At 36.5% G+C, this 26,672-nt stretch carries 19 protein-coding genes and 2 pseudogenes; 5 read left to right on the forward strand and 16 right to left on the reverse strand.

Annotated features, from left to right (window positions below):
* Window positions 1-23: 23 nt before the first annotated feature.
* From J690_RS12575 to J690_RS12615, 9 genes are all read right to left on the reverse strand, one after another.
* A complete protein-coding gene (locus J690_RS12575) occupies window positions 24-1,970 on the reverse strand; it encodes an ATP-binding protein (protein ID WP_081405153.1) in 1,947 nt (648 codons plus the stop codon).
* The gene (locus tag J690_RS12580; protein ID WP_032036167.1) at window positions 1,970-3,226 is read right to left on the reverse strand and encodes a DNA cytosine methyltransferase; all 1,257 of its coding nucleotides are present in this window, start codon (window positions 3,224-3,226) and stop codon (window positions 1,970-1,972) included. Before J690_RS12580 ends, J690_RS12575 begins: the two co-directional genes overlap by 1 nt.
* Window positions 3,227-3,383: 157 nt before the next feature.
* A complete protein-coding gene (locus tag J690_RS12585; RefSeq protein ID WP_032036168.1) occupies window positions 3,384-4,841 on the reverse strand; it encodes a TniQ family protein in 1,458 nt (485 codons plus the stop codon).
* Between the two features lie 67 nt (window positions 4,842-4,908).
* A complete protein-coding gene (locus J690_RS12590) occupies window positions 4,909-5,427 on the reverse strand; it encodes a hypothetical protein (protein ID WP_032036169.1) in 519 nt (172 codons plus the stop codon).
* A gap of 28 nt (window positions 5,428-5,455) precedes the next feature.
* A complete protein-coding gene (locus J690_RS12595; RefSeq protein ID WP_171073732.1) occupies window positions 5,456-6,451 on the reverse strand; it encodes a TniB family NTP-binding protein in 996 nt (331 codons plus the stop codon).
* The gene (locus J690_RS12600; RefSeq protein ID WP_032036172.1) at window positions 6,451-8,367 is read right to left on the reverse strand and encodes a Mu transposase C-terminal domain-containing protein; all 1,917 of its coding nucleotides are present in this window, start codon (window positions 8,365-8,367) and stop codon (window positions 6,451-6,453) included. Before J690_RS12600 ends, J690_RS12595 begins: the two co-directional genes overlap by 1 nt.
* The gene (locus J690_RS12605) at window positions 8,357-8,992 is read right to left on the reverse strand and encodes a TnsA endonuclease N-terminal domain-containing protein (RefSeq protein ID WP_050688049.1); all 636 of its coding nucleotides are present in this window, start codon (window positions 8,990-8,992) and stop codon (window positions 8,357-8,359) included. Before J690_RS12605 ends, J690_RS12600 begins: the two co-directional genes overlap by 11 nt.
* A gap of 113 nt (window positions 8,993-9,105) precedes the next feature.
* Entirely contained in the window at window positions 9,106-10,989 is a 1,884-nt protein-coding gene (parE, locus tag J690_RS12610; RefSeq protein WP_032036175.1) for a DNA topoisomerase IV subunit B, read from the reverse strand.
* Window positions 10,990-11,003: 14 nt separating this feature from the next.
* Entirely contained in the window at window positions 11,004-11,585 is a 582-nt protein-coding gene (locus J690_RS12615) for a YqiA/YcfP family alpha/beta fold hydrolase (protein ID WP_017387585.1), read from the reverse strand.
* 211 nt (window positions 11,586-11,796) lie between these two features.
* Between J690_RS12615 and J690_RS12620 the strand changes: the two genes are divergently transcribed.
* Window positions 11,797-13,140 carry a PGAP1-like alpha/beta domain-containing protein gene (locus J690_RS12620; RefSeq protein ID WP_032036178.1) on the forward strand — a complete coding sequence of 448 codons (1,344 nt, stop codon included), beginning with the start codon at window positions 11,797-11,799 and terminating at the stop codon, window positions 13,138-13,140.
* Between the two features lie 32 nt (window positions 13,141-13,172).
* On the opposite strand, the pseudogene J690_RS0104360 reads toward J690_RS12620, so the two are convergent.
* Window positions 13,173-13,836 (reverse strand): annotated as a pseudogene (locus tag J690_RS0104360) (hypothetical protein).
* Window positions 13,837-13,994: 158 nt separating this feature from the next.
* On the opposite strand from J690_RS0104360, the pseudogene J690_RS12625 reads away from it, so the two are divergent.
* Window positions 13,995-14,650: pseudogene (locus J690_RS12625) on the forward strand (haloacid dehalogenase-like hydrolase).
* A gap of 137 nt (window positions 14,651-14,787) precedes the next feature.
* Here the strand turns inward: J690_RS12625 and J690_RS23835 are convergent.
* The 6 genes from J690_RS23835 to gshA form a co-directional block, all read right to left on the reverse strand.
* Complete coding sequence (locus tag J690_RS23835; RefSeq protein WP_081405154.1) at window positions 14,788-15,477, reverse strand: hypothetical protein; 690 nt, start codon at window positions 15,475-15,477, stop codon at window positions 14,788-14,790.
* 3 nt (window positions 15,478-15,480) lie between these two features.
* A complete protein-coding gene (locus J690_RS12630) occupies window positions 15,481-17,841 on the reverse strand; it encodes a hypothetical protein (RefSeq protein ID WP_032036180.1) in 2,361 nt (786 codons plus the stop codon).
* On the reverse strand, window positions 17,838-18,401 hold the full coding sequence (locus J690_RS12635; RefSeq protein WP_000482373.1) for a hypothetical protein: 564 nt from the start codon (window positions 18,399-18,401) through the stop codon (window positions 17,838-17,840). Before J690_RS12635 ends, J690_RS12630 begins: the two co-directional genes overlap by 4 nt.
* An 11-nt stretch (window positions 18,402-18,412) precedes the next feature.
* Entirely contained in the window at window positions 18,413-21,742 is a 3,330-nt protein-coding gene (locus J690_RS12640; RefSeq protein WP_032036183.1) for a type VI secretion system Vgr family protein, read from the reverse strand.
* Between the two features lie 157 nt (window positions 21,743-21,899).
* Complete coding sequence (locus J690_RS12645) at window positions 21,900-22,421, reverse strand: disulfide bond formation protein B (RefSeq protein WP_032036185.1); 522 nt, start codon at window positions 22,419-22,421, stop codon at window positions 21,900-21,902.
* Window positions 22,422-22,437: 16 nt separating this feature from the next.
* A complete protein-coding gene (gene gshA / locus J690_RS12650) occupies window positions 22,438-24,015 on the reverse strand; it encodes a glutamate--cysteine ligase (RefSeq protein WP_032036187.1) in 1,578 nt (525 codons plus the stop codon).
* A gap of 168 nt (window positions 24,016-24,183) precedes the next feature.
* Between gshA and J690_RS12655 the strand changes: the two genes are divergently transcribed.
* From J690_RS12655 to J690_RS12665, 3 genes are read left to right on the forward strand one after another with little or no spacing between them, the layout of a single operon-like run.
* Window positions 24,184-24,723, forward strand: a complete 540-nt coding sequence (locus J690_RS12655) for a DUF924 family protein (protein WP_032036190.1) — start codon at window positions 24,184-24,186, stop codon at window positions 24,721-24,723.
* Window positions 24,724-24,782: 59 nt separating this feature from the next.
* Entirely contained in the window at window positions 24,783-25,346 is a 564-nt protein-coding gene (locus J690_RS12660; protein ID WP_032036192.1) for a CC0125/CC1285 family lipoprotein, read from the forward strand.
* Between the two features lie 13 nt (window positions 25,347-25,359).
* A complete protein-coding gene (locus tag J690_RS12665; protein ID WP_017387594.1) occupies window positions 25,360-26,670 on the forward strand; it encodes a DUF445 domain-containing protein in 1,311 nt (436 codons plus the stop codon).
* The last annotated feature ends 2 nt before the right edge of the window (window positions 26,671-26,672 follow it).

The following is a 26,672-nucleotide window of genomic DNA, read 5'->3' on the forward strand; positions in this document are numbered from 1 at the left end:
GTGGTTCTACTTATCTATACAATTTAAGAATTTAGCTCCTTATGTTTTTCAATAAATTCTTTATGATACGATTTGGATTGTTGTAGCAACTCTGTGTATGTTTTAGCAAAAACTTTACCAGATGAACGATAAGTATCTATTTTGTCTTGAACTAAATAATCATCTTTAATCGTTCCACCAACTATATAACTAACAACATTAGATATAGCTAGCTCCGTTTTAAATTTTTGTTTAACAAATGCTTGATAATGATTAGCCTGTTCCAAAGCTTTGAGATCAATTTCATACTCGCTATGTTTTATTTCGACAATATACAGAACTTGTCCTAAAAAATTTGTACAAAGAAAATCAATTCTTCTGTCTTTTTCTTCTAAATCTTCTTCAGGAAATTTTTCTTTCAAAATTTTTGAAAATCTAACTTCGTCTTCAAACTCTAGAATTCGAGGGTCAATTAACCAAGGAAAATCTTTTAAAAAATTATGAAGAGTAGGCACTTCTTTCGTATAACAATTAATATATTGCTCAAATTTATTAATTACTTCAATTCGTGTTTGTGCAAGACTTGAATATTGTTTATTTTCGACAATTTTCCAATCATCAAGATAACTTAATAATTTAACTTTGTTTTCATCAGTAATATCTAGCTCAGCAATACTTGATGCATACTCTTTAAAGTCATCATTATTAAACTTAGCAATTACATTTTTAGTAACGTTTAGTGCAATATCATTGTCAATATTAGGTGCAGACAAAATCGGGTCTATGATTTTTTTCCCTAAATCACGCTGATGAGATGGTAAATTATCAACAAATTTCTGAACATCAACATCCTGCTTTGCTAATTCTTTAGATCTTTCTTCTCCCCTTTTTTTTCTCCATTCACCATTTAGTTTTTTAATAATTTCTTGAAGATACTCTTTTAATTCTTTTGTTAGATCATTCTCCCAATTTAAAGAGTGACGATCTGTGGAAATAAGATCTTCATCTTCATCATCAATAAAGTCGATGGCTAAATAACCAGTAACATAGGTATGAAATTGATCATTATCACGAGCTCCATAAAACTCTGCTTGGTTTACAATCTTGCCTCTCGAGGTTAAGTAAATACCCCTCATATCCTGTGAACTAATAGGAGTTTTAGTAGTAATAATTTTTCCAGTAATAGAAGATTTATTATCATACTTATAGTTTGTTAAGCTATCCTCAGGAAAGTCCCAAGAGAATTGTACATTTAATCCTTGAAATTTTAATTCATTAGTAATTAATAACTCTCCATCTTTTAAAATCAAAGACTCTTTCTTTTTCAAATTTTTATCTTTGAGCATCACATTCAGTTGATCAAAAATTGTAAACTTTTTAGCAAGACTAATAGCAATATTAACCGTATCAAAATCAGTTTTCCGTCTAATATTTTGCAGAATAATTTTCGTGGAGCTTGATTCTTCAGTCGGTTGATTTTTTATATTTACTACAGGAGTATATATTCCACTGGATGAACTTAAAATTTGTTTTAAATCCATCGTGAAACTGTTTTTTAAATTATTTTTTACTGATATTACAGTAACAAGATCGCATATCCCAAATACTGAAAGTTTACCAAGACCTTTTTTTCCAATTGGTTTCCGACCCTTAGGAGATAGTGAAGTTTCTTCACGACGATTTCTTCCAATTACAAGATATTTCTCATTTAATTCTTCAAATGTCATACCATGACCATCATCCGAGTATATGATTTCTTTACCATTTTCATTGTTAAATGAGATAGTTACATTTTCTGCATCAGCGTCCCATGAATTAGATACTAATTCTGATAATACGCTTGGTAATTGTGAATAAAGAGATACCCCTAAGTGTTGGATAGTCTTTGGGTCAAAACTTAATTCAAGATTACTTTTTTCAACTGTTTCAGTTGTTTGTTCAGATTCTTTTATATTTTGATTTGAAGCATTTGATAGCAAAGAGTTTTCCATTACCAATCCCTTAATAGTTGTTCTGCAATTTTTTGTGCAAGTAAAACAGGTACTGCATTCCCAATTTGTTTAAAAGCACTAGTTCGTGCAGGTTTTCCTGAAACATTCTCAAAATAGTAATCATCAGGAAAACTTTGAATTCTTGCCGCTTCTCTAGGTGTTAATGAACGGTTTTGTTCAATATCAGGATGAATATAGTGATGCCCATCCTTAGAAATATGTGCAACTACAGTATGGCAGGCAGTTAAATCACCAGCAACAACTTTGAACCGATCTACAAATGAATTTCTACCTTTATGACTTTTTAAATATTCAGGTAAATCATCATAATGTAATCGTCTTTTCTCAGTATTCCATAAATTGACGACATGCTGATAAATTTCTAAATCTTGTTTGGAATGTGGACGAGCTTCATGCCATGTTAGAGGAAGACTTGAACAAATTTGAGCCCGTTCAAGCCATTCTGACGGCTTAGTGATCGGTTCTAATGGCATAGTTTGACCTCCACCAGCAGGTATTGGAGGAAGGTCTTTTAATAGATCCCACACATTAGCTTGTGGCAGCCATTGTTCTGGTTCAGGATAAAAAGATTTCTTACTGCGGTGCCCTCGTTTGCCTACCAAAATAATGCGTTTACGATTTTGAAGAACACCATATTCATTTGCAGAAAGTACTCGATACTCAATTGTATAACCTATTTCGACAAACAAGGCTTTCATCTTATCAAAATAGAGTTCACTATTAGAGTCTACGGCAGTCAAAAGGCCCAGCACATTTTCAAAAACAAAATATTTAGGTTTATATTTTTTCAAAAATTCAGCGTAGTAAACATATAGATGATTCCTTGGATCATTGACCATATTACTGCGTGAACGGCCTACAAGAGAATAAGCCTGACAAGGTGGGCCACCAATGATTAGATCTAATTTTGAATTACCTAATTGAGCATCCACTTTTTTAAATATAGATTTAAGAGTATCAGGGCCAATAACCTCGTTAATAATAGAGTCTATTTCATTCGAAGGAATAGCATCGTAAAGTTCCTGACGAGTTATTTCATTTTTCAAATATTTTGAATATTTATCTATCGAGTTATTATTTTTAAGCCAATGAAATGCTTGGCGTGTTTTAAGTGTAAAGCATGCTGAAGCATCTGCTTCTACATGGGCGATTGGCTTGAACCCAGCACGGATAAACCCTTCAGACAGACCGCCAGCACCAGCAAATAAGTCAAGAAATTTTCGAGTGCTAGACATATGAGAACATAAAAACAAATAATTGCCAGGATACCAGGAAATTTAAAATTTAGCAAAAATATAGTGACTAATTTAAAAGGCTCAAACCCTAGCACCTCAACAGTTTCTATTCGCAAATCTATGGGTTCTTACTATCAATCTTTAGTTGTCTAAAATGCTATTTGAAAGCAAAATCCGTAAATTGCTTGCAACTTAAAGGATGATCAACATCGAAGGAATACCCAAATTCAATCTCCCCAACTTGCATAGCTAGAACTAATCGAACTATTGAGTAACCTCTACGCTGCATACTTCTCATTGATAGCGATCCCAATGGCGGAGTACTCTTCCGCGCTTTGTAGCATAAACTCGCTATCAGTTCTTGGCATTGTACTTTATCAATGATCCAATCTCGGTTGAAAGTATCTGGGCGCTGAAGCGTATGTAATATACCTGCATCTAACAATTGCTTTAGCTGATATCTTGTGAGCTGTAATGTCTCACAAGCCTCATCCATCGTCCAATTTGAGGATATCTGTATTGCAAGACCCTCAACCTGTTCGCGGGAATAGTGTTTTTTCTCTTCAAAAATACTAGGTGTGAGCTTTTGTTGTTGTACTAATTTATCCACTCTATCTGGATGACAATTAAGAATTTTGGCAGCTTCTTTTTTGGAAATAATATTTCGTTCTAGGGTAGTTAACTGGATGCGTGTTATACGCTTCGGCTCTAAGACACTAGGCCAATAATTCTCTATGTAACGGTCAAATTCAACTTTTATCCGAGCAATCCCCTTGTTTTCACTCTGACGATGTAGGGACTCATATAAATCCCTAAAATGTTTATGTAGGCCACCAACACCTTTCTTGCTCATCGGATGCTCAAGATATTGGTTGAGAAACTTGTAGTAATCATCTGGCCAATTCTCAAGCATTGCCCATACGTACTGATAATGTTGAACAAGCTCACCATTCGTTATTGAAAGAGATTGAAACGAACCATCTAATAACCTTGATCTATAATGAGCAATAAAATGAATTAAGCTAAGAGATTCTCGGAGCTCCAAACCTTGCAAAATTTCAGGGCAAGAAATTCCATTTCCTCCTTGTAATAGTGCTTCAATATATTGGCTGAGTTTGATTGCCTCAGACGGAGCAACATCACTTAATGAATTAATAACATCAGTATCATCAAACTTATTTAAATACCTACGATACCAATTCAACCGTTTGCCAGTACCAGAATGCATATCTATCAATAATTTTCCATGTCGCACACATGCAAGGTATGGTAATAAGCTCCATTCAAATCTACAGAATCCAAATTCTTCAATACAATCTGGGCAGACCTTTGGATACTTCACAAGTAGATAGGGGGTATCAATGACGTGTTGAAAAGAATGAAATATTGGCTCAATTTTAGAGGAACAACTTGTTAACCCAAGCTGTAACAAATACACAGTAAGATCAAACTCACCAGTTAAAATCTGATGAACTGGTACACGATTATTTTTCCAAGCCAAACCAGCGTGACGCAGTAAATGACCTATGTGCTTAAAGCCATTTTTCTCTGATATTCGAATCAAATAACTAACTAAGCATTCATTTGGTTCGATTCTAGGTCTGGCGAGAAGCATCTCAATGATCTCACAATCGATAGTAAAGTATCCAATACCCACCAAAATCTTAAGACTATCAGTCTATCTATAGATATTTCTTTATCAATCCATATTTCTTTGAAGATAAAGTTCCTTCTGGAATTAGATCAGCGAAATAAATCCTATCTGACAGAGGTGAAGTATTTAGCCCAAGCTTACTCATAGAACACTGTATCAAACCACAATATTCTTCTTTATTTTTAGTTTTAAATAATTGCTGTAATGGCTCATATTTTTTACTAGTAAAAGTCGGCCCTACACATGGATATTCAGCTATCTGACTCCACGACCAGTTTTCTGGGTATCGATCAAGGCACCTGAAACATTGTGTCCGCATAATATCTGGCTCTTCTACTTGATCAATACCAAGTTCAATATAAAGCCCAGAAATAATTCTAAATATATTAATACTATCAATAGAATAGATGTAATACCGTTTTCTAGAGGAATTTATTAGAAATTTTTTAAAGGCTTGGATATCAGTGAAACCATTTTTCTTTCCCAAATCTTTCAAGTAATCACTAAATTTTTGCTGATCATTTGGTCGTAATCGATCAAGTAACACAATGCTTCACCTTGAAACAATTTATCATTTATCCTGCCAAACAATACACTTTATTGCTTTTTGATACGCCAAACTCAATATATTCAGCATCGATGATCGCATTTTTATTTGCCCTATACCCAAAATGCCAATCTGAATGAACAATGAGCTCTCTCAAAACCAACTTCTCAATAGGCTGTAAAAAAGCATTATTTCGCTCATCAATACCATAGCTGCTAAGAACCTCAGCAAACAAATCAGTATCTACCTTCATATCTTCCATTTCAGACATCATCTTAGCATCTCGCACAATATTAACCGTAGTTGCTAGATTTCCACTCGTTGCGCTAAAAAACCTTAGCGACATTGTAACTTCTTCCAATTTAATCTTTTTAGACAACCCATATGCTTCTGATAGGCACATCAAAAGTCTTCTGTAATCATCACGATCCTCGTTACTACTGATCCTAAAGGGTGGAATGGTATAACGGTATGATATTCGACGTGCTAATTGCTGATTCGATTCAACAAGATATCTACTCCAAGGCATTCCCATAAAAATAATCGGTATTTCAGTATCATTGATTAGATCTTTAAATAAATCTGCAATTCCTGTAACAACCTTTGCACTACGACGTTCAATGATCACTTGAATTTCATCAAGGATTAGCAACTCGATACCAACCACTTTAAGTAGCGTAATCAATCGCTCATAAAGCTCACCTTTGTTTCTCGCACCCCGTCCGCACTGTGGATCACCAATAGTAACTAACAACGATCTTAGGAATTCTTCTGGTGTAGAAACTGATCTTAGTTCGTAGTGTAGAACGGGGATATGTGTTCGCTCCGCTTGTTCTATTTTCGGGTTATTCTTTGCATAATATTTTGCTAACTCAGATTTCCCACTCCCAGATTCTCCAGTTACCAACATGCAAGAAGCAACACCGTATTTTTTCTTCTTATTACGCAAAGAGTCAAATAAATTCACCATCTTCGTAAGGAATGGACTTTTAATGAATGGATGATCCTCGAAAGTAGTTCTCATTAGCCCATACTCCATCCATTTAAGCTGAGATTATCTCCATCATCCTCAAAATCAACTTTCATCTTACGATGTGAATTATCCACTACGAGGCTGATATTAGGGACACCTGTTTTATCTGACCTTGCGGCTTTAGATGTTGTTACTTGCTTATTTCTTCGAGCATTTCTTGCATGATATTCTTCACGTTCTTTAGCAAGCTGAACTTTGGTCTTTTGGAGATTCAAGTTATCAAATTTGGATTGTCGAGCAACTTTTGCAGCAGCTCGAATCTTCTTATGCTCAAACTCAGAAAGATTAGAGGCATAAGAATATTTCAGGCAATCTACTTTTAAATAGACCTTGTTAATCTGATCTAGCACCAAGATATAACCAATATCAAAAGGATTGTATTTAACAGTTACCTCTCTAGGCCCATCTCTTCTATATAAGTCTTTGAGAAGGCTTGAGTCATAGTTCATCGAAAAAATTTCTATGCCACCTTTATGTAGCGTACGTGTAGTAGTAGCCAATAAAATAGTAGTCAACTCTTCTTTATCTTCTACTGGTACTGGAAAGCATTCCTCCGAACTAGCCCAAATTTCATAAGGTGTTAAATCTGAGTCTTCTAAAGGTGTATGGTGATAATCTTCTGTCACCCACTTCACGAAATAGCGTTTAAACTCTGAAAATGTGAGCACAGCTTCCTGCCTTGCATCATAGCCATCTCCACATTTACCAATTTTTCTGACCACACCAGGCAAATCATCAAGTACCAGTGCATTGACTATACCGAAGAAACGTTCAATACGACTTTTATAATTACCTTTACGAATCGGACAATACTGAAAAACTGCCCCTAATTCATCTGCAACAGCAATAAACTTCTGTCCCCAAAACTCATTACCATTGTCTGTTACAAGTGTAGAAGGAACACCGTGAGCAGGCCACAAACTGTTTAATCCCAACTCTTTCATGCAATCATCTTTTGGTAAAAACGCATTCAAACAAGCCAAACAAACTGACGCATATGAAGGCTCTTCAAAAGACATTTGAAATCCAAGTAACATTCCAGAGTAATGGTCTATCAAAGCAGTAATATAAGGCCGACCAAGTAAGGTTTTATAATCATCATGCAGAACATGAATATCCAACTGAGTGTGATCAAGCTCAATACGTTCCAAGACTCTAGTAGTAGTTATTCCACTTAATGCTTTGGCTAGTTCAGCCTGCAAAACTCGAGCTCCATGTCTCCCTTTTCTCTTAGTTTGGTACAGTCCACGTAAAACACGGTCCTGAACAGTGTGATATGTTGGTTTCTGAAGTGGTGCATCAGGGTGATCTAAATTGTGTGACATAATTTTAGCTTCAACATTACGAACCACCGAAGCCATTGACGACTGGCTAAGTGTGTAATATCGCTTTGCAGCATCTTCAATAATTTCAATAACTTTTGTATCGATCTTAGGAGTTCTATGACCTTTAAATCGATGCTTAGGATAAAGACCTCGTATCTTTAGACCTGCTTCGACAAAACTAGCGTACCAACTTCTTACTGATTGCCAATGTGGTGCTTTCTCACCTAATTCTAAAGCAACTTCATCTATCGTATTTCTGGCACTTTTCTCAGTGATTTTGCTAATACCATTTTCCTGAAGCCGTTTGATATATCTATATTTTCTATTAGTTTCACGCTGCTCAATTTCTGAAAGATCAATAAACTTAAGATCGCCAAAATCTCGTGATTCCGCAAGAAATTTGATGCCTCCTGAAGTATAAACTGTACCTAGTTCTTCTCGACTCAATCTAAATACGGTCCCATTCTCAATATCTACTAAAACGACTTCTGCTTTTCCTACAGACCGGACCATAGCACGATGACAAGGAATACCCTTGTTAAATTCAATGATTACACCTTGTTCCCATAACTCAGCAGACATAGAATTTCACCTCTGTTGTCATACTTAATGGCTCAGAGTTCATATCAAATCGCAAATACCCTAGCGCAATCCATGAATATATTTCCCTCAAGTGTGCACGGTCACCAAGCCTCTTCACTAACTGTGCTAATGGCATCGAATCATAAATATCTTCTGCACACTGCTGAAGATTCTTCATTTTTAATAAGGGGCGTTTTTTATATTGATAAAGCTTTTCATAGTTTGATAGTAATGGCTGCTGATAGATTTCAATTTCACTCACGATCAAAAAATCAGTATTAGTATCATTTAAAAAATTATTAAAGCGAGAAAAAAGAGATTGATAGTGTTCATTTTGAGTATATTCAGAAGGTTTGACCTCCACATACTTCCTAACACCAGAAGTATAAAGAATTTCAAAATCAGGTGTATAGATACTACACTCACCATCATTATCAGGAACTTCAAATTTTCGAGGTTGCGGGAAATATGTCTCTACCTCAGCGTCAAACTCTAAATGAAGGCAATATTTCGACTCTAAGATGGACTCAACAAGAATTGTCTTTCCATCATTAGCCTTTATTGAAGGGAAACGAACAATATTTTTAACAGCAGATTTCTGAATTTTGCGTGCAGGGCTATTCATTTTCTAGCTTATCCTGAACTTCCTTGTTCAAATTATAAGCTTTTTTATAAGTTTATCCTACATAATTTATAGACTATTCCTACAATTTTATAAACTTATCCTACAATCTACATTTAGACAGTGATATCAGCTAAGTTACCCTTCTGCTCAAGCCACTGCTTACGATCTGCCGAACGTTTTTTCGCAAGTAACTTGTCGAGTAAACCTGCCGTTAGATGCACATCATCTAGATCGAGCTGTACTAAACGACGTGTGTTCGGATCCATAGTCGTTTCACGCAATTGAATCGCGTTCATCTCACCCAATCCCTTGAATCGGGTAATTTGCGGATTACGATTACCTTTAATATTTTTCAAAATTGTTTCAAGTTCATCATCATCAAGCGCGTAATGAACATCTTTACCAATGTCGATACGGAACAATGGTGGCATTGCCACATACAAATGTCCTTCTTCAACCAATGCTGGAAAATGTTTAACGAATAAAGCGCAAAGCAAAGTCGCAATGTGTAAACCGTCCGAGTCGGCATCGGCCAAAATACAGATTTTACCGTAACGGAGTTCAGATAAATCATCACTGCCCGGATCTACACCAATCGCAATGGCAATGTCGTGGACCTCTTGAGAAGCCAATACTTCATCTGAAGAAACTTCCCACGTATTTAAGATTTTTCCACGAATCGGCATGATCGCCTGAAAGTTTTTATCGCGCGCTTGCTTGGCACTACCGCCAGCAGAGTCGCCCTCGACAATAAATAACTCACTGTCTTCACGTGTTTGACCAACACAATCTGCCAACTTACCCGGCAATGCAGGGCCGGAAACAATTTTTTTACGCTCGACTTTCTTTGCTGCTTTTAAACGGCGACCTGCTTTAGAAATTGCCATTTCTGCCAACTGCATAGCAATTTCAGCATGTTGGTTGAGCCAGAGCGCGAAAGCATCTTTAGCAATATTTAAAACAATATTTGATGCTTCACGACTCGAAAGACGCTCTTTGGTTTGACCTGAAAACTGCGGTTCTTGGAACTTGAGCGACAATATATAGTTCACGCCATCCCAAACATCTTCTGCCGAAAGTTTAAGGTTTCGTGGTAGCAAATTACGCAATTCACAGAACTCGCGCAATGCTTCGGTAACCCCAGAGCGCAAACCGTTCACATGAGTACCGCCTTGTGCAGTCGGAATTAAGTTGACGTAACTTTCTTGAACCTGTTCACCACCTTCCACATTCCAACAAATCGCAAATTCACATGCCGCTCGGTCTGCCTGACCGCTGCTCACAAATGCAGGGTTTGGCAAAATTTCGCGGTCTTGCAATTCATCCATCAAATAATCGACGAGGCCATTTTCAAATTGCCATTCGATTTTTTCATCGTTAATTTGATCGATATAAGTAATTTTTAAACCAGCAGCTAAAACAGCTTTGGCTTTTAAATTGTGTTTCAGTGCTTTTAACGCAAATTTTGGACTATCAAAATATTTAGCTTCTGGCCAAAAATGTACAGTTGTACCCGTCGCGCGCTTTGGAGCTTTCCCTTCGATAACAGCTAAAGGTGCTACTGGTTCACCCTGCTCAAAGGCCATTTGGTATAGGTTACCCTGACGTTGAACTTCGACCTCAACACGTGTAGATAAAGCGTTTACAACCGAAATCCCCACACCATGTAAACCACCTGAAAACTGATAGTTATCGGTACTGAATTTACCGCCTGCGTGGAGCTTGGTCAGAATGATTTCGATACCACTTTGACCATATTCAGGGTGAATATCGACTGGCATACCACGGCCATTATCTTCAACCGACAACGAACCATCTTTATAAACCGTGACACATATTTTGTCGGCATGACCAGCTAATGCTTCATCAACAGCATTATCAATAACTTCTTGGGCTAAATGGTTAGGTCGAGTCGTATCGGTATACATCCCTGGACGACGACGAACAGGGTCTAAACCAGAAAGAACTTCAAGCGATTGAGCCGTATATTGTGTCACGTTGTACGTTTTCCTTATTTGATGGTGTGCGCAAAGAATTCGATCACTAACGGTAATTTTTCTTCAAAATCTTCCATAGCATGATTGCCATGAGCATCCGTCAAAATCAATGAGGATGGCGTTGCAGCACTATAATAGCGTTGTGCTTGACGATAATCCAAAATTTCGTCGCCTTGTTGCAATAAGACGAGTATTTTGTCGGCATTTTCAGGTTGTTTCAGTTCCAGTTGTTGTAACTGCCGTAACTGAACATGGTCAATTGACCATTGATCATTCACCACATAGGGCATACTTTCAACTTGAAATAACTCATCAAACAGTTTCCATGGTTGCATAGCAGGGTTAATCAGTACAGCTGGAACATTATATTTTGCGACAAAATATGTCGCAAAAAACCCGCCAAGGCTACTACCAACTAAAGCCACGTCTTGTAACGATTCAATAAGCGCTGAAACTTGCTCAACCACTAGATCAGGAGATCTGTTTAAATCTGGCAAATGCACATTTATGCCCAATTCGCTACAATACTGCTTAAGGCTCAGCCCTTTAATTGAAAGAGAGCTACTATTAAAGCCATGGAGGTAGATAATATTCATATATTTTCCCTCTAAATTGAGAATAAACTCACATTTTTGTTCTCAGTTTGTATATAAAAACACTATTGTCAGACAAGAAAAACCACTCAACTAACCATTCATCAGTATTTTAAAAACATGTGTTATTTAAACTACTAAGATGGAAACGTTAGCTGCCGTTGATAAAAAGTACAGCTTAAAACGTCGGTTATAACGTATATGGGGAAAAGATATGCCGAGCTTAACACCACTACATGAAACTTATTGTAAATGGGATCGTACGCCACCTAGTCAGGCAGACGTATTAGAAGGTTTAGCTCAACTGTTCAGTACCAGCTTAAATGGTGTACATGAATTAATTCAAGTTATTAATATTGAAGTATTAAAAAATGCTTTTGGTGTGAGCACACAAAATGCTAAAAACTTTCAAAAACGACCATTTGTGCAAAAGGCATATCAGTTTTCTTATGGCGCTTTACAAAAATATGGGAGTTGTTTTTTAGCGCCAAGCTTACGTCATATTATTGAAAAATATCCTACACTTCACGAAAAACCACTGACCCCAAGCCTACATTTTTTAGTCGGCATTTTGAATGGGATTTTTGGGGATTATCTACTGAAACAGCATAGCCCCCTCGCCTTACCCATGGTGCTATATGATCACTACGGTGCAATACAACAAGGGGAACTTGCAGGCCGTATCGTGATTTTAGCTCATGGTTTATGTATGAACCATCTGACTTGGTCAAATGCACACTATGGCGGCATTGGTGAGCGCCTGTTAGCGCAGCGTGACCATAACACCATGTTGTATTTAAATTACAATACAGGCCGACGTATTTCAGCCAATGGACGCAGTTTTTCGAACTTATTAGAAGACTTGGTACAACGTAATCCAAGAATTACCAGCATCGATATCATTGGCCATAGTATGGGCGGGCTAGTCTCTCGTAGTGCCTTGTTTTATGGCAAACAAAATATGTATCAATGGATCCATATGGTCGAGAATCTAGTCTGTATTGGCTCTCCACATCATGGGGCAGTCTTAGAGCGCTTTGGCTTTACCATACAAGATAAACTTGGGGCTTTCCCTTTTGTCGGCTTACTCGGTCAACTGGTTAATATTCGGAGTAATGGTATTTTAGACCTACGCCACGGCAGCGTTCGTGATGATGATTGGGAACATATGGATGCCCGTATTGGTATGATGGATGATAACCGCGCCCCTGCTCCGCTACCTTCCCATATCAACACCTTTTTAGTGGCAGGGACCTTAGAATTTGAAAAGGGGCGCAATAAAGCGTTGACCGTAATTGGCGACTACTTAGTGAGTGTAAAAAGCGCGCTAGGCGAACACCCTAACCCACGTTTTCAGCTTAAAGTTCCAGACTCACATAAAGCGGTGTTTTATGGCTTAAATCACTTTGAAATTCAGTATCATTCAAGTGTTGCCGAACAGATCACTCGCTGGTTATATCCTCATGTGAATGATTACGTTCAAGAAGGTATTCAAACCCATATTATTGATATGCCGAACTATAAGCTCGAAGATTTAGAAGGGATTGTAGAGACGTAAAAAAAAGCCCAACTTATGTTGGGCTTTTTTAATTAATTAGCTTTTGTAGCAGAAAGAGCACCTATCGTTTCGCATCCCAAAGTAGAGGAAATACATTTTAAGTTACTGTTAAAAACAGTTTTGACAGATTGTATTTTCCCTGTTTTATAAGATTTTATATTTGCCAAATAAATATATTGTCCTTTTTTTGAATCATATGTTAACTGATCTCCTTGTAAGATATCTGTCGACTTACTTTTATCCTCACTATCTGAATTTAAAACCGGTAATTCAATAAATTTATTATTTACGACATTATAAAAATATGCATTTGCAGTGAAATTTTTATATGGTTCTTTTACATAATCTATATTACTATTTTCTCGAATTCTAAAAGCTATAATATTTTTATCATTGTACAATAATGTAAAGTCAACATTAGATTTTAAAGGAACTTTACTTTCAAAAATATTATACACTTCTTTCCGATTTAAGATTTGAACTCCATATTTTTTTTAAAGAATATTTAATCTCTTTTTTAGTTTTATTAATATTACCAAAATCCCCTAATTTAATTTTTAAATTAGGATTTATAACTGTATATTTATTATAAGAATCTATGTATTCTATAGGTGAATTTATTTGGGTGGAATCTTGTAAATAGTCATTCCACTCATCTACATTTGCAAATGTGTTACTAGAAAGAACCAAAAAAATAAAGAATAAAAATTTTTCATTAGATTAGTTTATAAATAATCAGATCAAACCATTATAACAAAATTACAATAAACTATTTTATAAATTAATAAAGTAAATATTAAAATCTCCTTTTTAAAAACTAATTCTTATCACTACTACTAAATTTAGAGAAACATATGAAGGAAATCGTTGTGTTTGACTTGGACGGGAATTACTATCGGGTGACTCTACAAAGGCATGGTTAACAGATAAATTGAAATCTAATATTTTTAGATTTATCTCTGCACTTATTGTAACGCCCATCGCTTTGCCTCTTATGAAATTTAAGAAATATAAATCTAAAGGTGCTTCATTGTACTTATGGATTGCAACATATGGTTTGATTGAAGAAGAATTAGAATATAGCTTTAAGAATTTCTCTAAGAATATCAAAGAAACTACTTCTAGTTCATTATATTGGTTTGAGCAAGGTATAGCCGAGGTTAAAGATCATTTAGCCAATGGAAGAACTGTGTTTATTGCCACGGCTGCACCAGAAAAGTTAGCGAATGTTTTACTCGAATCTATTAATCTAGATGTACAAATTATTGGTACTCCTCTACAAACGAAACTAGGAGGATGGATAAGTGGGATACATTGCAGGTCTGAAGAAAAAGTAAGAAGATTGAATAAGCTTGATATCAAACAACCTTGGTTTGCAACATACAGTGATGATATTGAAGATGACTTACCTATTTTGATGGGTGCCAAAAAGCCCTACTTAATTAATAGTGATAACAACAAAATTAAAAATTTAAAAATCAAAAATTTAAAAATATTAAATTGGGCTTAAAAGTTATGATATGAATATTGTTAATATAAACTTTCTAACGACTAAATAAAGATAGTATAGGCACTTTTAGTAATAAAAGTGCCTATGCTATTTAAATTAAATTTCTATTTATAGAGAATATTATCAGATACTTTTCATTAATTTTCTTTATACTTATTTCTTAAATCTAACAAACCTTTATTATATATTTTTTCATTTTCAGTACACGATGCTTGTAAGTTCATATCTAGGTAAGTATAACGATGTAACAACTTTTCTTCATTATTTTGCCCTCCAAAAATATTAAAATGTGCACCTTCACTTGAAAAACATTCAGTTATAATATTAGGAATTCCATCCCCTATCAAATCAACTCCTCTAATTTTATTATTTTTATATAAAATCTGACCCTTATTTAATTCAAAGCCATAGCCTCGAACTAACTCCTTACTTCTCTTATTAATATTATAAAAATAATTAGGCTCATCTGTAACAAAAGCTAATTCTGAAACACAATCACTACTATCTTTTTTCAATATTGGATTCACAATATCATATTTAAATTTTTCGTCCTCTTTATAGATAATTACGATATCTTTATTAAGAGGTTTTTCACTTACTATACAACCTTCATCAGAATCTAATAATAAATAAATCTTATTGTCTAACATTTTTTTTATATCTTTACTAATCTGTAATTTCTCTACTGAAGGTAATTTTTTTTGTGGCATCTCGACTTTATGTTGTTCAGTAGGTTTAACATGAGTAGTCTCACTTAAATGTTTATTATCACAACCACTTAAGCCCAATCCCAATAAACACATACCAATTAATGTTTTGTAAATCACTTTTTACCTACCTGTCTCTGACCAATGAGGTGCATCTTTACTACCATACCAAATTACACCATATTTTTTGCCTAATTGAGTTAATGTTGCCCAACTTGTAATTTTTATACTTTCACCATCAATAGTCACAACTTTTCCAATATAATTAGATATTCTCATATCTACTGCTTTTTTTCTATTATGGTTTGAAGAGCCTGGTTTACCTACTGGATTCTTGCCTATACCATATTTTTTATACATTGCTTTTGCTGCTTTTATTGCTTCAGTTTTATTTCCTTTATGTGTCCAATCAATATTTACTCCCGGAAATGGAGGTACTTTATCTACAGCAATTTCTCCTCTTGCTATCGCTGTAGAATAATACATTAAATAACTTCTTTCAGATGGACGCCAAGTTGTATTAATTACGACACTGATACCGGCATTTTTCATGCCATTAATAAATTTTGAAGCGTTGGTTTTGAAAGGCTCAGCTAAATCACTTAAACTATTACTTTGTAAGAACAAGCTACACCAATCCACTCCGCTAACTTTTAGTTGAGATGAATCCGACTTAGTAACATTAATAGATATAGGTTTCATATCTTTTTGTAATGTTACTTGAGTCAATAGGTTAGTATTTTCAAATATTTTTATTGTTTGTCCGGCTTGGCCCTTATGTATTTTTGTACCTAGACCGCTAACACCGCTTATATGAGAGTTTTTATTTCCTTTATACTCAATTATATATTCACAATTACTAACTAATTGTTTAGTTATTTTGTCATAAGTTAAAATTTTAAACTCTATATCACTATTATCTATAACAATAGTTTTAGGATGGCCTTCTGTACTGGTTTTTACTTTTTCATCTCTCTTAGGGGTAGAGTCATGAGTTTCAACTGGCTTATCAACTAGTCGCTTATGTTTAGCTGAAGGAATTGGTTGTTTAGATTGAGATATTTCTACAACTTTAGTCCCTGTCTTTATATTTTTTGATGCTTGCTCTATTGCTGAGGAATCAACATCGATAACACGAAGCGATTTATTTTTATCAACTTTGATAGTTAATAAATTCCGTTCATCTCTTAATTTATAATTCAGTTCGAATCCTGGCATTGCACTAACAGTTATCTTTCCATTACCATCAGTCTTTTTTTGCTTTATCTGATTTCTATATTTTTGAATTAAATTCAAATTCGTTATAGGTTTTTTCGTATCTCTATGTCTGAACAGGATATTAAAAGTATGTAAATTAATCTTTATAATCTTTTCACCCATCCCCTCTTGTGCTGTAAAACGAATAATTTCTTGTTTTGAGTCCAGCCCACTAATTAAAACTGTAATCTCCTCACCACTTAACGCTACTAAGTTATTTTCAATACCATTAGTACCTACACTATGCTTCTTTTCAGCATTTTTATATTTTAAAAAATAGGAAAAATTTGATATTACCTTATTTTCACTATCTATGATCTTAATACTAAAATTAACATTTTTTTGTTTAGTATTATTCTCACCCTCTTCTGCTTTTTTTTCATTATTTACTTCAGCTTTGGTGTCTTTTTTTACAGATTCTTGCTTTTGACTAGGTGATGTCTGTTGGTTATGTATGTCAGTTTGAGATTTTATTCCACTACGACCACTTGCAACAACTATAACCGAAGAATGATTTTTCCCATCAGCAATTAATAAAATTTCTTTATTATTATTATCAACCGCTTGAACACCATTAATAGTAAATCTTGCTCCCCAACCATCTTTCACAAGAAATGATCTAATTTTACCTTGATTATCAGTAACTAAATTACTTAACGCTGGTACTACTTTTGTTTTCTTGTACCCAATACTTACACTAGAATTAGCAAGTACATTAGCACTTCTATCAACAAATTGAACATAGAAACGTGATGTACCTTTATATCTATACCAACGCATATCATCATTTTCTGTTCCTTTTATTTTTACTTCTTCAGTCAAGGAACTTTTAGCGAAATCTGGAACTAGTGAAGTATATTTTTCTGGATTTTTCTTATGTAAAGCTGCTTGAGCTTTAGGGCTGAAATATAATACAACTCCATTTGTTATATCCTCTTCCAGTCCTTGATAAATTGGTGATATTGCTTCAATAATATCTTGGGTATGATCAGATATATTCCCCGAATACATTTCTGTCACAGCTTTTTTAAAAGGTGGATTTTTATCAGTAATAGCATCGAAATTCTTTTTTAAAATATCATTAACATTTCTTGCATTAAGCCACTCTGCAAAACCAATCCTATTTTTTATACAGTGCGCCACAACTTTCCAAGTGGTTGGACTGCATCCTCCAGCTTCTCCTGCCACAGTCCCAACAAACTTTATAAATTCTTCTGAATAACTCATTTACTGTTACTTCCACAAGGATTTTGGATTTTCTTTTTAAATAGAATTTTACCATAATCATTTGCAATTAAATTGAGCTCTCCAGTATTATCAAAATGAGACATCTCACTAAAATCACTGTAATAATTAAATTTTGATGGAAGAATATTGAATTTCTTTTCACTTAAGTCTATTAAAATTCTTTTATTATTAGTGAACATCTTTTTTGCATATATTTTCTTTTTACGACTATCACTTTCTATAATACATTTAGACTTAATATCAAAACTAATCAACTCCTCAGTATAGTCTTCCTCATGTTTTCCAATAAAGTAATGTCCTACACAAGGTGAACCACATGAACTTACTACATGAAAGATGTCTTCATTAACTTTTTCAATACTTGGTGATTTTATATCGTGTAATAAAATATTTTTTTTACCATTTGCTGTTAGAACAACATTACAACTTGTCTCGTATTCGTCCGTACATTGTGAAATAAGATTAAAATCTTCTTTTGCATAACTTTTCAGTGAAAATAAAACCAAAAAGAGGCAAACAATATTTTGTTTATTAAACATCAGTCAATCTCCTAATCATTATATGTATGCTCATGATCAATTCCACATCCACAGCCATCAATCTCCTCACCATCTAGTGATTCAGCTTCCTGTCCAAGCATCAGCTCTTTAATTTCTGTTAAATAAGCTCCTGGGACTAAAGCGAGTTCTACATTATCAACAGAATCGCTGTAAACTCTCGCGCTACTTTCTTGCTCAAACTCATATACAGCTTCAATTTTCTTAGAATGATTAATTAATTTATACTTCATATTTTTTAATATTTTAGTATCAAATATTTGGCTTAAATCAAATCTCATACTATACATCCCAGTTGCCGGCATTTTCGGCAACTCAGCATTTACTGTTGCTCCACTCGTAAACAAATGCTGCCCAGCTTTACTTTCAAACTTACCACCTGTTGTTGAAAATACGCCATCCGCATTAATTTTGAGCTGAGATCCACCCGCTGTTAAAACAATTTCTTTTGGACTGGTAAGCTCGATTTTTTCTTCCGTAGAAATGAGCTTAATGACCTTTTTAGCGATTGCTTCAATGGCATCGTCTTGTGCTTGTAGTTCGAGCTTTCCTTTTGCTGCATAAGCACGGAAACCCTTTTGCGCGGCAAACAAGCTTATTTTGTCTTGCGCATGCCCAATGATATTTTTCTGTGCACTTAAGTTAATTGAGCCACTAGCACTTTCTGCAATATCTTGCGAAGCTTGCAAAATGATATTTTCAGGTGTCGTCAATGCAATGCCATTTGGCGATGCTAATAACATCAAGGCTTGTCTAAAAATTTTGCCTTGTTCTTGCTGTTTAGTATCGGAACTACTTTCCAAACCTTGGGTATAACCTTCCATAAAGCCTTGCAAAGAGCTTAATGCTTTAGAAGGTGATACTTCCAATTTACTGCCTTTACTAAACGTTCCGCATACACTCATCATGTCAAAGTCTTTAGTCTCGACATTCGCTAAGATTTTTCCAACCTCTTGAATACTTTCAAATGGATTTTTATGAATGCGGTCTTTAATACTGGTAAGTTTTCCTTTAACGATGTCAGCACCATGCTCTTCAACATTTTCGATAAATGCTTTTAAGTTTTCTACCGCATCTCTGGCATCACTAAAGAAAGAATTAAATTCGTCTACAACTCCTTTTGCATTTCCCCCTAGCGCACCAATATCTTGAATAAAGCCACCACAGTCTTTTAAAGCGTGAATAGGATCGTTATTAATTCCTTCTTTAAATAGATTCACCGTACTATTTAACGCCTGTCCTGTAGTTTTTAGCTCAAGTGACTGGATAAATTTGGGTAAGCGATTAATTACATTCAAAGCATCAGTTTGTTGCTTTGCTGCAACTTCACTGAGCATTTTCATGCTTTCATAACCTTGTGAAAGTAAGGATTGTGCTTGTGCGGCCTCTAGATGGTCTGCAATCGCTTGCTCTTGTGCATAGGTACTAATGAGCATGCCTTTACCCGCACGCACAGCTCCCCAAGCGTCTGTTCTAAGCTCAAAGCCTTCACCACGGCCTTGGCTTGTCGCTTGTTCTTTAGGATGGCTTAAATTACCTAAATTCAACTGTGTTGCCGCATGGCTACTTTGTAGTTGAGTACTAATTTGCCCTGTTGTGTCATCAAAGCGTAATTGGTTGAAGCCACTTCCATTGATTTCCTGACTGCGTATGCCACTTAGCTTTTTAGTATCAGGAAGTTGCCCTTTTACATCGAATTTAGTTGGTGAGCGCTGCGCTTCATGGATGCGCCCAGTCACAAATGGACGGTCAATATTGCCATCAAAGAAGTCAATGACCACCATTTCACCAATACGTGGCAAGAAGCGTGCTCCATAGCCCTCGCCTGCCCAAGGAGTCAGTACATCCACCCAAGCCGAGTCGGTATCATTATCATTGCTACCTGCGCCACCATCATGCCCATGATCATCACTACGAGTAAATAGAAAACGCACCTTAATGCGCCCCCATTCATCAACATGAATAGTCTCTCCCTCTGGCCCCACGACTTTGGCTCTTTGCGGGTAAGCAATTGGGCGATGCTGTTCTGGATTATATTCAGGTGCAGTTTTAATTTGACGGCGTATTAGGGTCAGCTCATTACCTTGGCGCTCAATATCATCATAACCATATTTATCCCAACGACTTTGGGTTAATAACTGGCTAACTTGCTGATGTAAATCTTTTGGTAAGTTATTTTGGTTATAGAAATTTTTAGCAATGATTAAGAACTCTTGATCTGCTCCTTCATGCTGATCAATTTCAGGATGCTCCTGTAAATTAAACCAATAGCCGACTTGACTATCACGGACGCTACTATAAGCCTTAAAATATTTGGCTCGACTCGCGTACATATCCGTAAATTGCTGATTCAATTTCTCTAGCTGATTACTACTTGAAGCAGTGGCCTGATCTTCCCCTTTCAAATCTTGCATCCAAGCTGGACTCATATGCCATGCTTGTTCAAGACTCAAACTCGCTGAATCAAATTGCTCTGAATGTAGGTGTGTAGTGATAACTGAACCTACACCTTCTTCATGTGCTAGAGCATCAGGTTGCCAACGCTGCACATGTACAGCAGTCGGCTGTAAAGACCGCACTGCAACAAAACCTGTAATACTATCTTGATATTCTGTTGCACTACTTCTGTGATAGCGAATACTACGGCGTGCTAAAGCTTGGTACTGGCTATTGTCATCAATGAGTCTTAGTTTTTGAGGTTGTATAGGTGCAGTAAAATGAGGAACAAAAAGTTCGGCTTCGTCAATTAGCCAGCTAACGCCTTCACTTCGCCACAAGCGTGTAAGAAAGTCATAGTCAGACTCATTGTGCTGCATGATAAATGGGCGAATATCATAACTCTGGCTTAACCCACTAAGATCGAGACTTAAACTTGTCGCAAATAGCTGACTTTTTTCTTGCCACTCTTTAAATAAAACTTCCGTGACTTCAATAATACTTTTATTCATGAAAACACGGCTATTACGGCGCTTGTGCCATAAGTTTGTCGCGTCTTTTAAGGTCAATTTATAAAGCGTTAAAGCACCGTCACTCTGGCCATAACTCGCTTCAGTCACAATTCCTGTAGTCCGAAATAATTGTCCAGAATCAGTGACCTGATCAACGGCAACTTGCACACCTATAAACTGCTTCAATGCAATTTGGGCACTCGTTGAAAGGCAGATCAACTCAGCGTCCAATCCCCCATTTAGCTGATGTTGGCCTTCTATACGTTGTAAAAAAACTTGGCTATTGAGTAGTTCATTAGAAAATTGCACATGGACGGCACGTTTCTGCGCACTTAACCCTATTTTTTCCAAAACATTAAAGATATTAAAAAGCATTTTTTTATAATCATAAGGATATAAAACGGCTGCACTTTATAAAAAACAGACCTATCTGTCTACATCATTATTCTTTTTTTTAATTTGTTTTCTTATATTTTGACCTATTCCTAAGCAATAAAAAGCCCAACATAGTGTTGGGCTTTTTTAAAGAGCTTTAAACTCTTTTTTTGGTTGTCTTAAATACTGGATAAAAACGGAACAACTGCCATAAACAGACCAGTAATAGTAAGAGGAAATAGACCAATGACCAAACTGGTAAAGATTGACCTAAAAAGGTCCAATCAATTGCTGCACATTCACCTGACCCCGACAATACTTCTTGTAAAACCGTTTTCATTGGTAAGGCATCAATTAAATAATTTAAACCTGGGCCACAGCTTGGTACTTGATCTGGTGGTAAATGTTGCAACCAGACATGACGTCCTGCCACACCCACTGACCATAAAATTCCAATGCCTGCTAAAAATGCATAAAAACGTTTAACCGCATTGGAAACTGGGTTATGCAAAAAGGCTATGAGTGCTACAAGGCCCATCGCCATTAAGCCAACACGTTGAAAAATACAGAGCGGACATGGCTCTAAACCTTTTACATGTTCCAGATACAACGCAAAAGACATGCCGACTATACTTGCTAAAACAAGTAGTCCACTCACCAAACGGTAACTTAATCGCATGTAAAACCTCGTTTTATTATCGATATTGTTCAAGATATTGATCAAAACTGATCTTGGTATCTTGCTCAAGTTTTTCTTGCTGCTGTAAAGATTGCGCAGCCAACTGTTCAAAATGTTTCAAAGTTTCCACACTAAGCTCATGCTGTTCATAACTTTCAGCATGTAACTGAGCCATGTGGCTACCAAAACTCCAAGTTCCACCATGCTTTAACGTATCGTCAATGACATGGGCAGATAAAGTTTCATCAACTTCATCAATTCGTGCTTGCATGACCGCCAAAGCTGAACCATACAAGTCTGTTGCATAGGTCTGATCGAGTAGCTGTGCACAATCTTGCATTTTTACAATATGTAAACGTGCCCAATCTTCGATGTGATATGACCCAGTTAAATCTGTAATGGTTGCGTTTGGCGCTCGACCTCGGTTGACCACCTCTGTCTGGTTTTTCTCAACCAAGTCTTGCTCAGAACATAACAAGTCTGGGCTATCACTTAACAAACAATAAAGTGCTAAGACTTCAAGAAAGCCTGCTGTCGTTTCATCAACGCCAATTGCCGAGTATGGATTTACATCTACAGCACGTAACTCAACATAGCCCACGCCTCGATTTTTTAAAGCTTGAGACGGTGTTTCACCTGCTTGAGGCACCTGTTTTGGACGTACTAGACTGTAATATTCATTCTCAATCTGCAAAACATGATCATTAATTTGCAACGGCTCACCAGATGCATCATTTAACCCTAAACGGCTAAATGGTGGGTAAGGAGAATGAACGGCTTTTTGTAAACCATCCAGATAGCCAGACAAATTGTTGTAATGAATACCTAAGCTTTTTTGGGCTGAGTTTTGATAGCCCAATCGCCCCATACGGAGTGCTGTAGCATACGGTAAATAGTATGAACCTTTGATTAAAGGCAACAAATGATGTTTGTGTCCGGTCAAGAAACAACGACATACTGTTGGACTCGCGCCCACCAAGAACATGACCAATGGTGTTAAACGAATAAAATTACGAATAAGGCCAAAATAACGATGGCTACGGTAATCCTGCAAACTTAATGATTTTAATTGTTCGTCAGTTTCATGAGCTTGTAGCTCAGCAAAAAGTGTATCTGGGAAAGATAAGTTGTAATGCACCCCTGAAATGGTCTGCATACGACGACCATATCGAATTCCTAACCCACGGCGATATAGTGTTTTAAAACGACCAATATTAGAGGTGCCGTACTGCGCTAGACGAATGCGTTCTTCATTGTCGTCTAACATACATGGCATAGACAGCGGCCAGAGTTTTTCACCATTTTCTAAATGATGATGCACAACCGCATGAATATCGGTGAGCTCGTGCAGAGCTTCTTCAATGGTTGCCTTAGGTGAAGTAATAAACTCCATCAACGCTTCTGAATAATCAGTCGTAATTTTTGGATGTGTTAACGCCGAACCTAGTGCCTTCGGATGTAACTCTTGTGATAAGAACCCATTACTTTGCATACGTAGGCTTTCACGCTCTATTCCACGTAACATGCCTTGTAGTAGCGACGAATCCACCCAAGCAGGAATAACTGATTGAGATGGTGTAGTGGGTTGACTCATGCATTTGCTCGCTTATTAAAGATCACTATATACAAAATCGTGAGATGATACGGTTACTTATATAATCACATCATTCCAGTTTGGCAATTTTTATCACAATCTTGTTATTTAAGACACGAAAGAATTGTGATTTTATTGAAGAATAATTGCTAAAGAGTTGTCAATATCATGAACGAACAAGACATTTTAAACTTCTGGTTTTCTCCTGAACACCGTTCACTTTGGTTTGCAAAAAGTGATGATTTTGACAAAAAAATCCGTGAAAATTTTTCTGATGTTCATCGACAGGCAACTCAAGCAGAACTCTGGTCTTGGCGAAAAACAGCAGAAGGTCGTTTGGCAGAGATTATTGTACTAGACCAGTTTTCTCGCAACATCTATCGTGATCAGCCCCAATCTTTTGCCTATGACAGCTTGGCATTAGCTTTGGCACAAGAAGCAATTAGTTTGCAACTCGATGCACAGCTTAATCCAGAGCAACGCTCTTTTTTATATATGCCGTTTATGCATAGTGAATCAAAATTGATCCATGAATTTGCCTTGAAACTATTTCAACGTCTTGGCAATGAAATTAACTTAAGCTTTGAGAAAAAGCATAAAGTCATTATTGATCGATTTGGACGCTATCCTCATCGCAATACCATTCTTGGACGTGTTTCTACTCCAGAGGAAACCGATTTTTTATTAGAACCGAACAGTAGTTTTTAAAGCTTCTTAATTTTTAATGCTGAGTCATCTTTGTTTTAATGCTCAGCTGGGAGTTCACCATGAAATATCTCTCTCTTTGTTTAGCCTTAGGCACTGCCTTAACCTTAACTGCTTGCGCAACGACTCCAAGTAAACCAAAAACCTTTGATCAACTTGGCCAGTTTTCCGCATACCCTTTAAATGCGCAAACGTTTCGTATTAGTTTCCAAGCCGATCCGAATATGAGTTACGGTGCAGCTGAAGAAATCACTTTGGTAAAATCAGCGCAAACGACCGTACAAAAAGGTTTCCGCTTTTTTAAAGTACTGAATGACCCAAGTAACCAAAGTCAGAAACCACCACGTCAGGCTGTGGTTTATCCATCTGCTCCAAGCTTTTATCCTTATGGCTATGGTCGTCGCTATCCGGGTTTCTGGCATGATCCGTTCTATGATTTCCCCCAAGTGGTCAATATCGACCCTGTTCAAGTGTCGTATACTATTGAATGTTATCGGGATCAAAAGCAGGCTCCTCAAGATGCTTTTGATGCAATGTTAATTCTCAAATCTATCGGACAAAAATATGGATTGAGTCCGACAGGAGAATTATTGCCACCGCCCGAGCCTCCAGTAAAACAAAAATGAATAGGATAAATTTATGAGCATGGCAGAAGAAGTTCACCACGTGCCCAGTCTTAAACGTAGTAAATATTTTGCTACCCTAGCGCTGATCATCGTCGTTGTGCTGTGGATTGCACTGATGGTAGCCGACCGTTTTCTGCCAGAGTACACAGGTTTTATTCATATTTTGATGCTAGGGGCCGAAGCAGGTGTAGTGGGTGGTCTAGCCGATTGGTATGCGATTACAGTTCTGTTTAGGAACCCTTTTGGTAAGTTACCGATTCCTAAGTTTTTACGGGACCATACCGAGATTATTCCGCGTAACAAAGCACGGATTGCAGAGTCAATGGGCCGTTTTGTACAGGAAAATTTTCTTTCGCCTCAAGTGGTCGAAAAAAGCTTAGAAAAAACAGACTTAAGCCTCGCAATTGGTCAATGGTTGGCAAGTCCGCAAAACAATACGCAAGTGGTGCAGCTCATTCAGCAAACTGTACCGAAAATTTTTGAATTTGTGAGCCAAGAGCAAATCGCTAATTTCGTGCAAAACAACAGCGTGCAATGGGTACGTAATACCCAAGTCAACAAACTCGCCAGTGAAATGCTACGTGCAGTCTTGGAAAATGATTTCCACCAAGATGTTTTACAACGTGGTCTCGATATTGCCCATGAGTGGGTGGTACAAAACCCAGATAAAACCCGTGAATTAACCCGAAAAATGTTTAAAGCACTGGGGGTCTGGTCACTTGCAAGAGGTGCAAGCTGGATTGGTATTGATGTTCAACAACGTACCATCGACTCATTGGTTGAAAAAGTAGAATCCATGCTGGCCGACCATGAACACCCATGGCGACAAGAAATTGAAACGATTGCACATTCACTCATGCTGGAGTTAGCGAAACCCGATAGTGTTGCCAGTCAACGCCTTAACAGCGGTAAAGATGCACTCCTTGATAGTCCTCAAGTTCTAAATTTTATTAGTGGTGCTGTCACTATTTTGTGTGATGCCATTAAAGAAGATTTAATGAAAGAAGACTCTGGTATTGCAATGAACCTGCGAGCTGCGATTCAGCAGTTGGGTGAAAATCTCGTTCAAAATGTAAAAGTACGTGAAGTTCTCAACAAAGAAATGACAGGACTTGCCATGAACTTTACGGATCAATATAGCCATAAAATCATACGCTATGTGAGTGAACGCATTCATGAATGGGATTCACGTGAAATGATCGGGAAAATTGAAAATGAAGTCGGTGGCGACTTGCATATGATCCGAGTAAATGGTGTTGTAGTGGGTGCATTTATTGGTTTGACACTCGGTGTAATTCGGGCAGTGATTGAGTCAATTTTATAACT

It is taken from the genome of Acinetobacter sp. 742879 (assembly GCF_000588535.1).
GTDB lineage: Bacteria > Pseudomonadota > Gammaproteobacteria > Pseudomonadales > Moraxellaceae > Acinetobacter > Acinetobacter pittii.

Coding starts and splice junctions, on each gene's coding strand:
- J690_RS12635 (WP_000482373.1), bottom strand. CDS start 18,401: ATGTTTAATAAACAAAATATTGTTTGCCTCTTTTTGGTTTTATTTTCA.
- J690_RS12575 (WP_081405153.1), bottom strand. CDS start 1,970: ATGGAAAACTCTTTGCTATCAAATGCTTCAAATCAAAATATAAAAGAA.
- gshA (WP_032036187.1), bottom strand. CDS start 24,015: ATGAGTCAACCCACTACACCATCTCAATCAGTTATTCCTGCTTGGGTG.
- J690_RS12645 (WP_032036185.1), bottom strand. CDS start 22,421: ATGCGATTAAGTTACCGTTTGGTGAGTGGACTACTTGTTTTAGCAAGT.
- J690_RS12605 (WP_050688049.1), bottom strand. CDS start 8,992: ATGAATAGCCCTGCACGCAAAATTCAGAAATCTGCTGTTAAAAATATT.
- J690_RS12630 (WP_032036180.1), bottom strand. CDS start 17,841: ATGAGTTATTCAGAAGAATTTATAAAGTTTGTTGGGACTGTGGCAGGA.
- J690_RS12600 (WP_032036172.1), bottom strand. CDS start 8,367: ATGTCTGCTGAGTTATGGGAACAAGGTGTAATCATTGAATTTAACAAG.
- J690_RS12660 (WP_032036192.1), top strand. CDS start 24,783: ATGAAATATCTCTCTCTTTGTTTAGCCTTAGGCACTGCCTTAACCTTA.
- J690_RS12665 (WP_017387594.1), top strand. CDS start 25,360: ATGAGCATGGCAGAAGAAGTTCACCACGTGCCCAGTCTTAAACGTAGT.
- J690_RS12620 (WP_032036178.1), top strand. CDS start 11,797: ATGCCGAGCTTAACACCACTACATGAAACTTATTGTAAATGGGATCGT.
- J690_RS12640 (WP_032036183.1), bottom strand. CDS start 21,742: ATGCTTTTTAATATCTTTAATGTTTTGGAAAAAATAGGGTTAAGTGCG.
- J690_RS12615 (WP_017387585.1), bottom strand. CDS start 11,585: ATGAATATTATCTACCTCCATGGCTTTAATAGTAGCTCTCTTTCAATT.
- J690_RS12580 (WP_032036167.1), bottom strand. CDS start 3,226: ATGTCTAGCACTCGAAAATTTCTTGACTTATTTGCTGGTGCTGGCGGT.
- J690_RS12595 (WP_171073732.1), bottom strand. CDS start 6,451: ATGAGAACTACTTTCGAGGATCATCCATTCATTAAAAGTCCATTCCTT.
- J690_RS12585 (WP_032036168.1), bottom strand. CDS start 4,841: ATGCTTCTCGCCAGACCTAGAATCGAACCAAATGAATGCTTAGTTAGT.
- J690_RS12655 (WP_032036190.1), top strand. CDS start 24,184: ATGAACGAACAAGACATTTTAAACTTCTGGTTTTCTCCTGAACACCGT.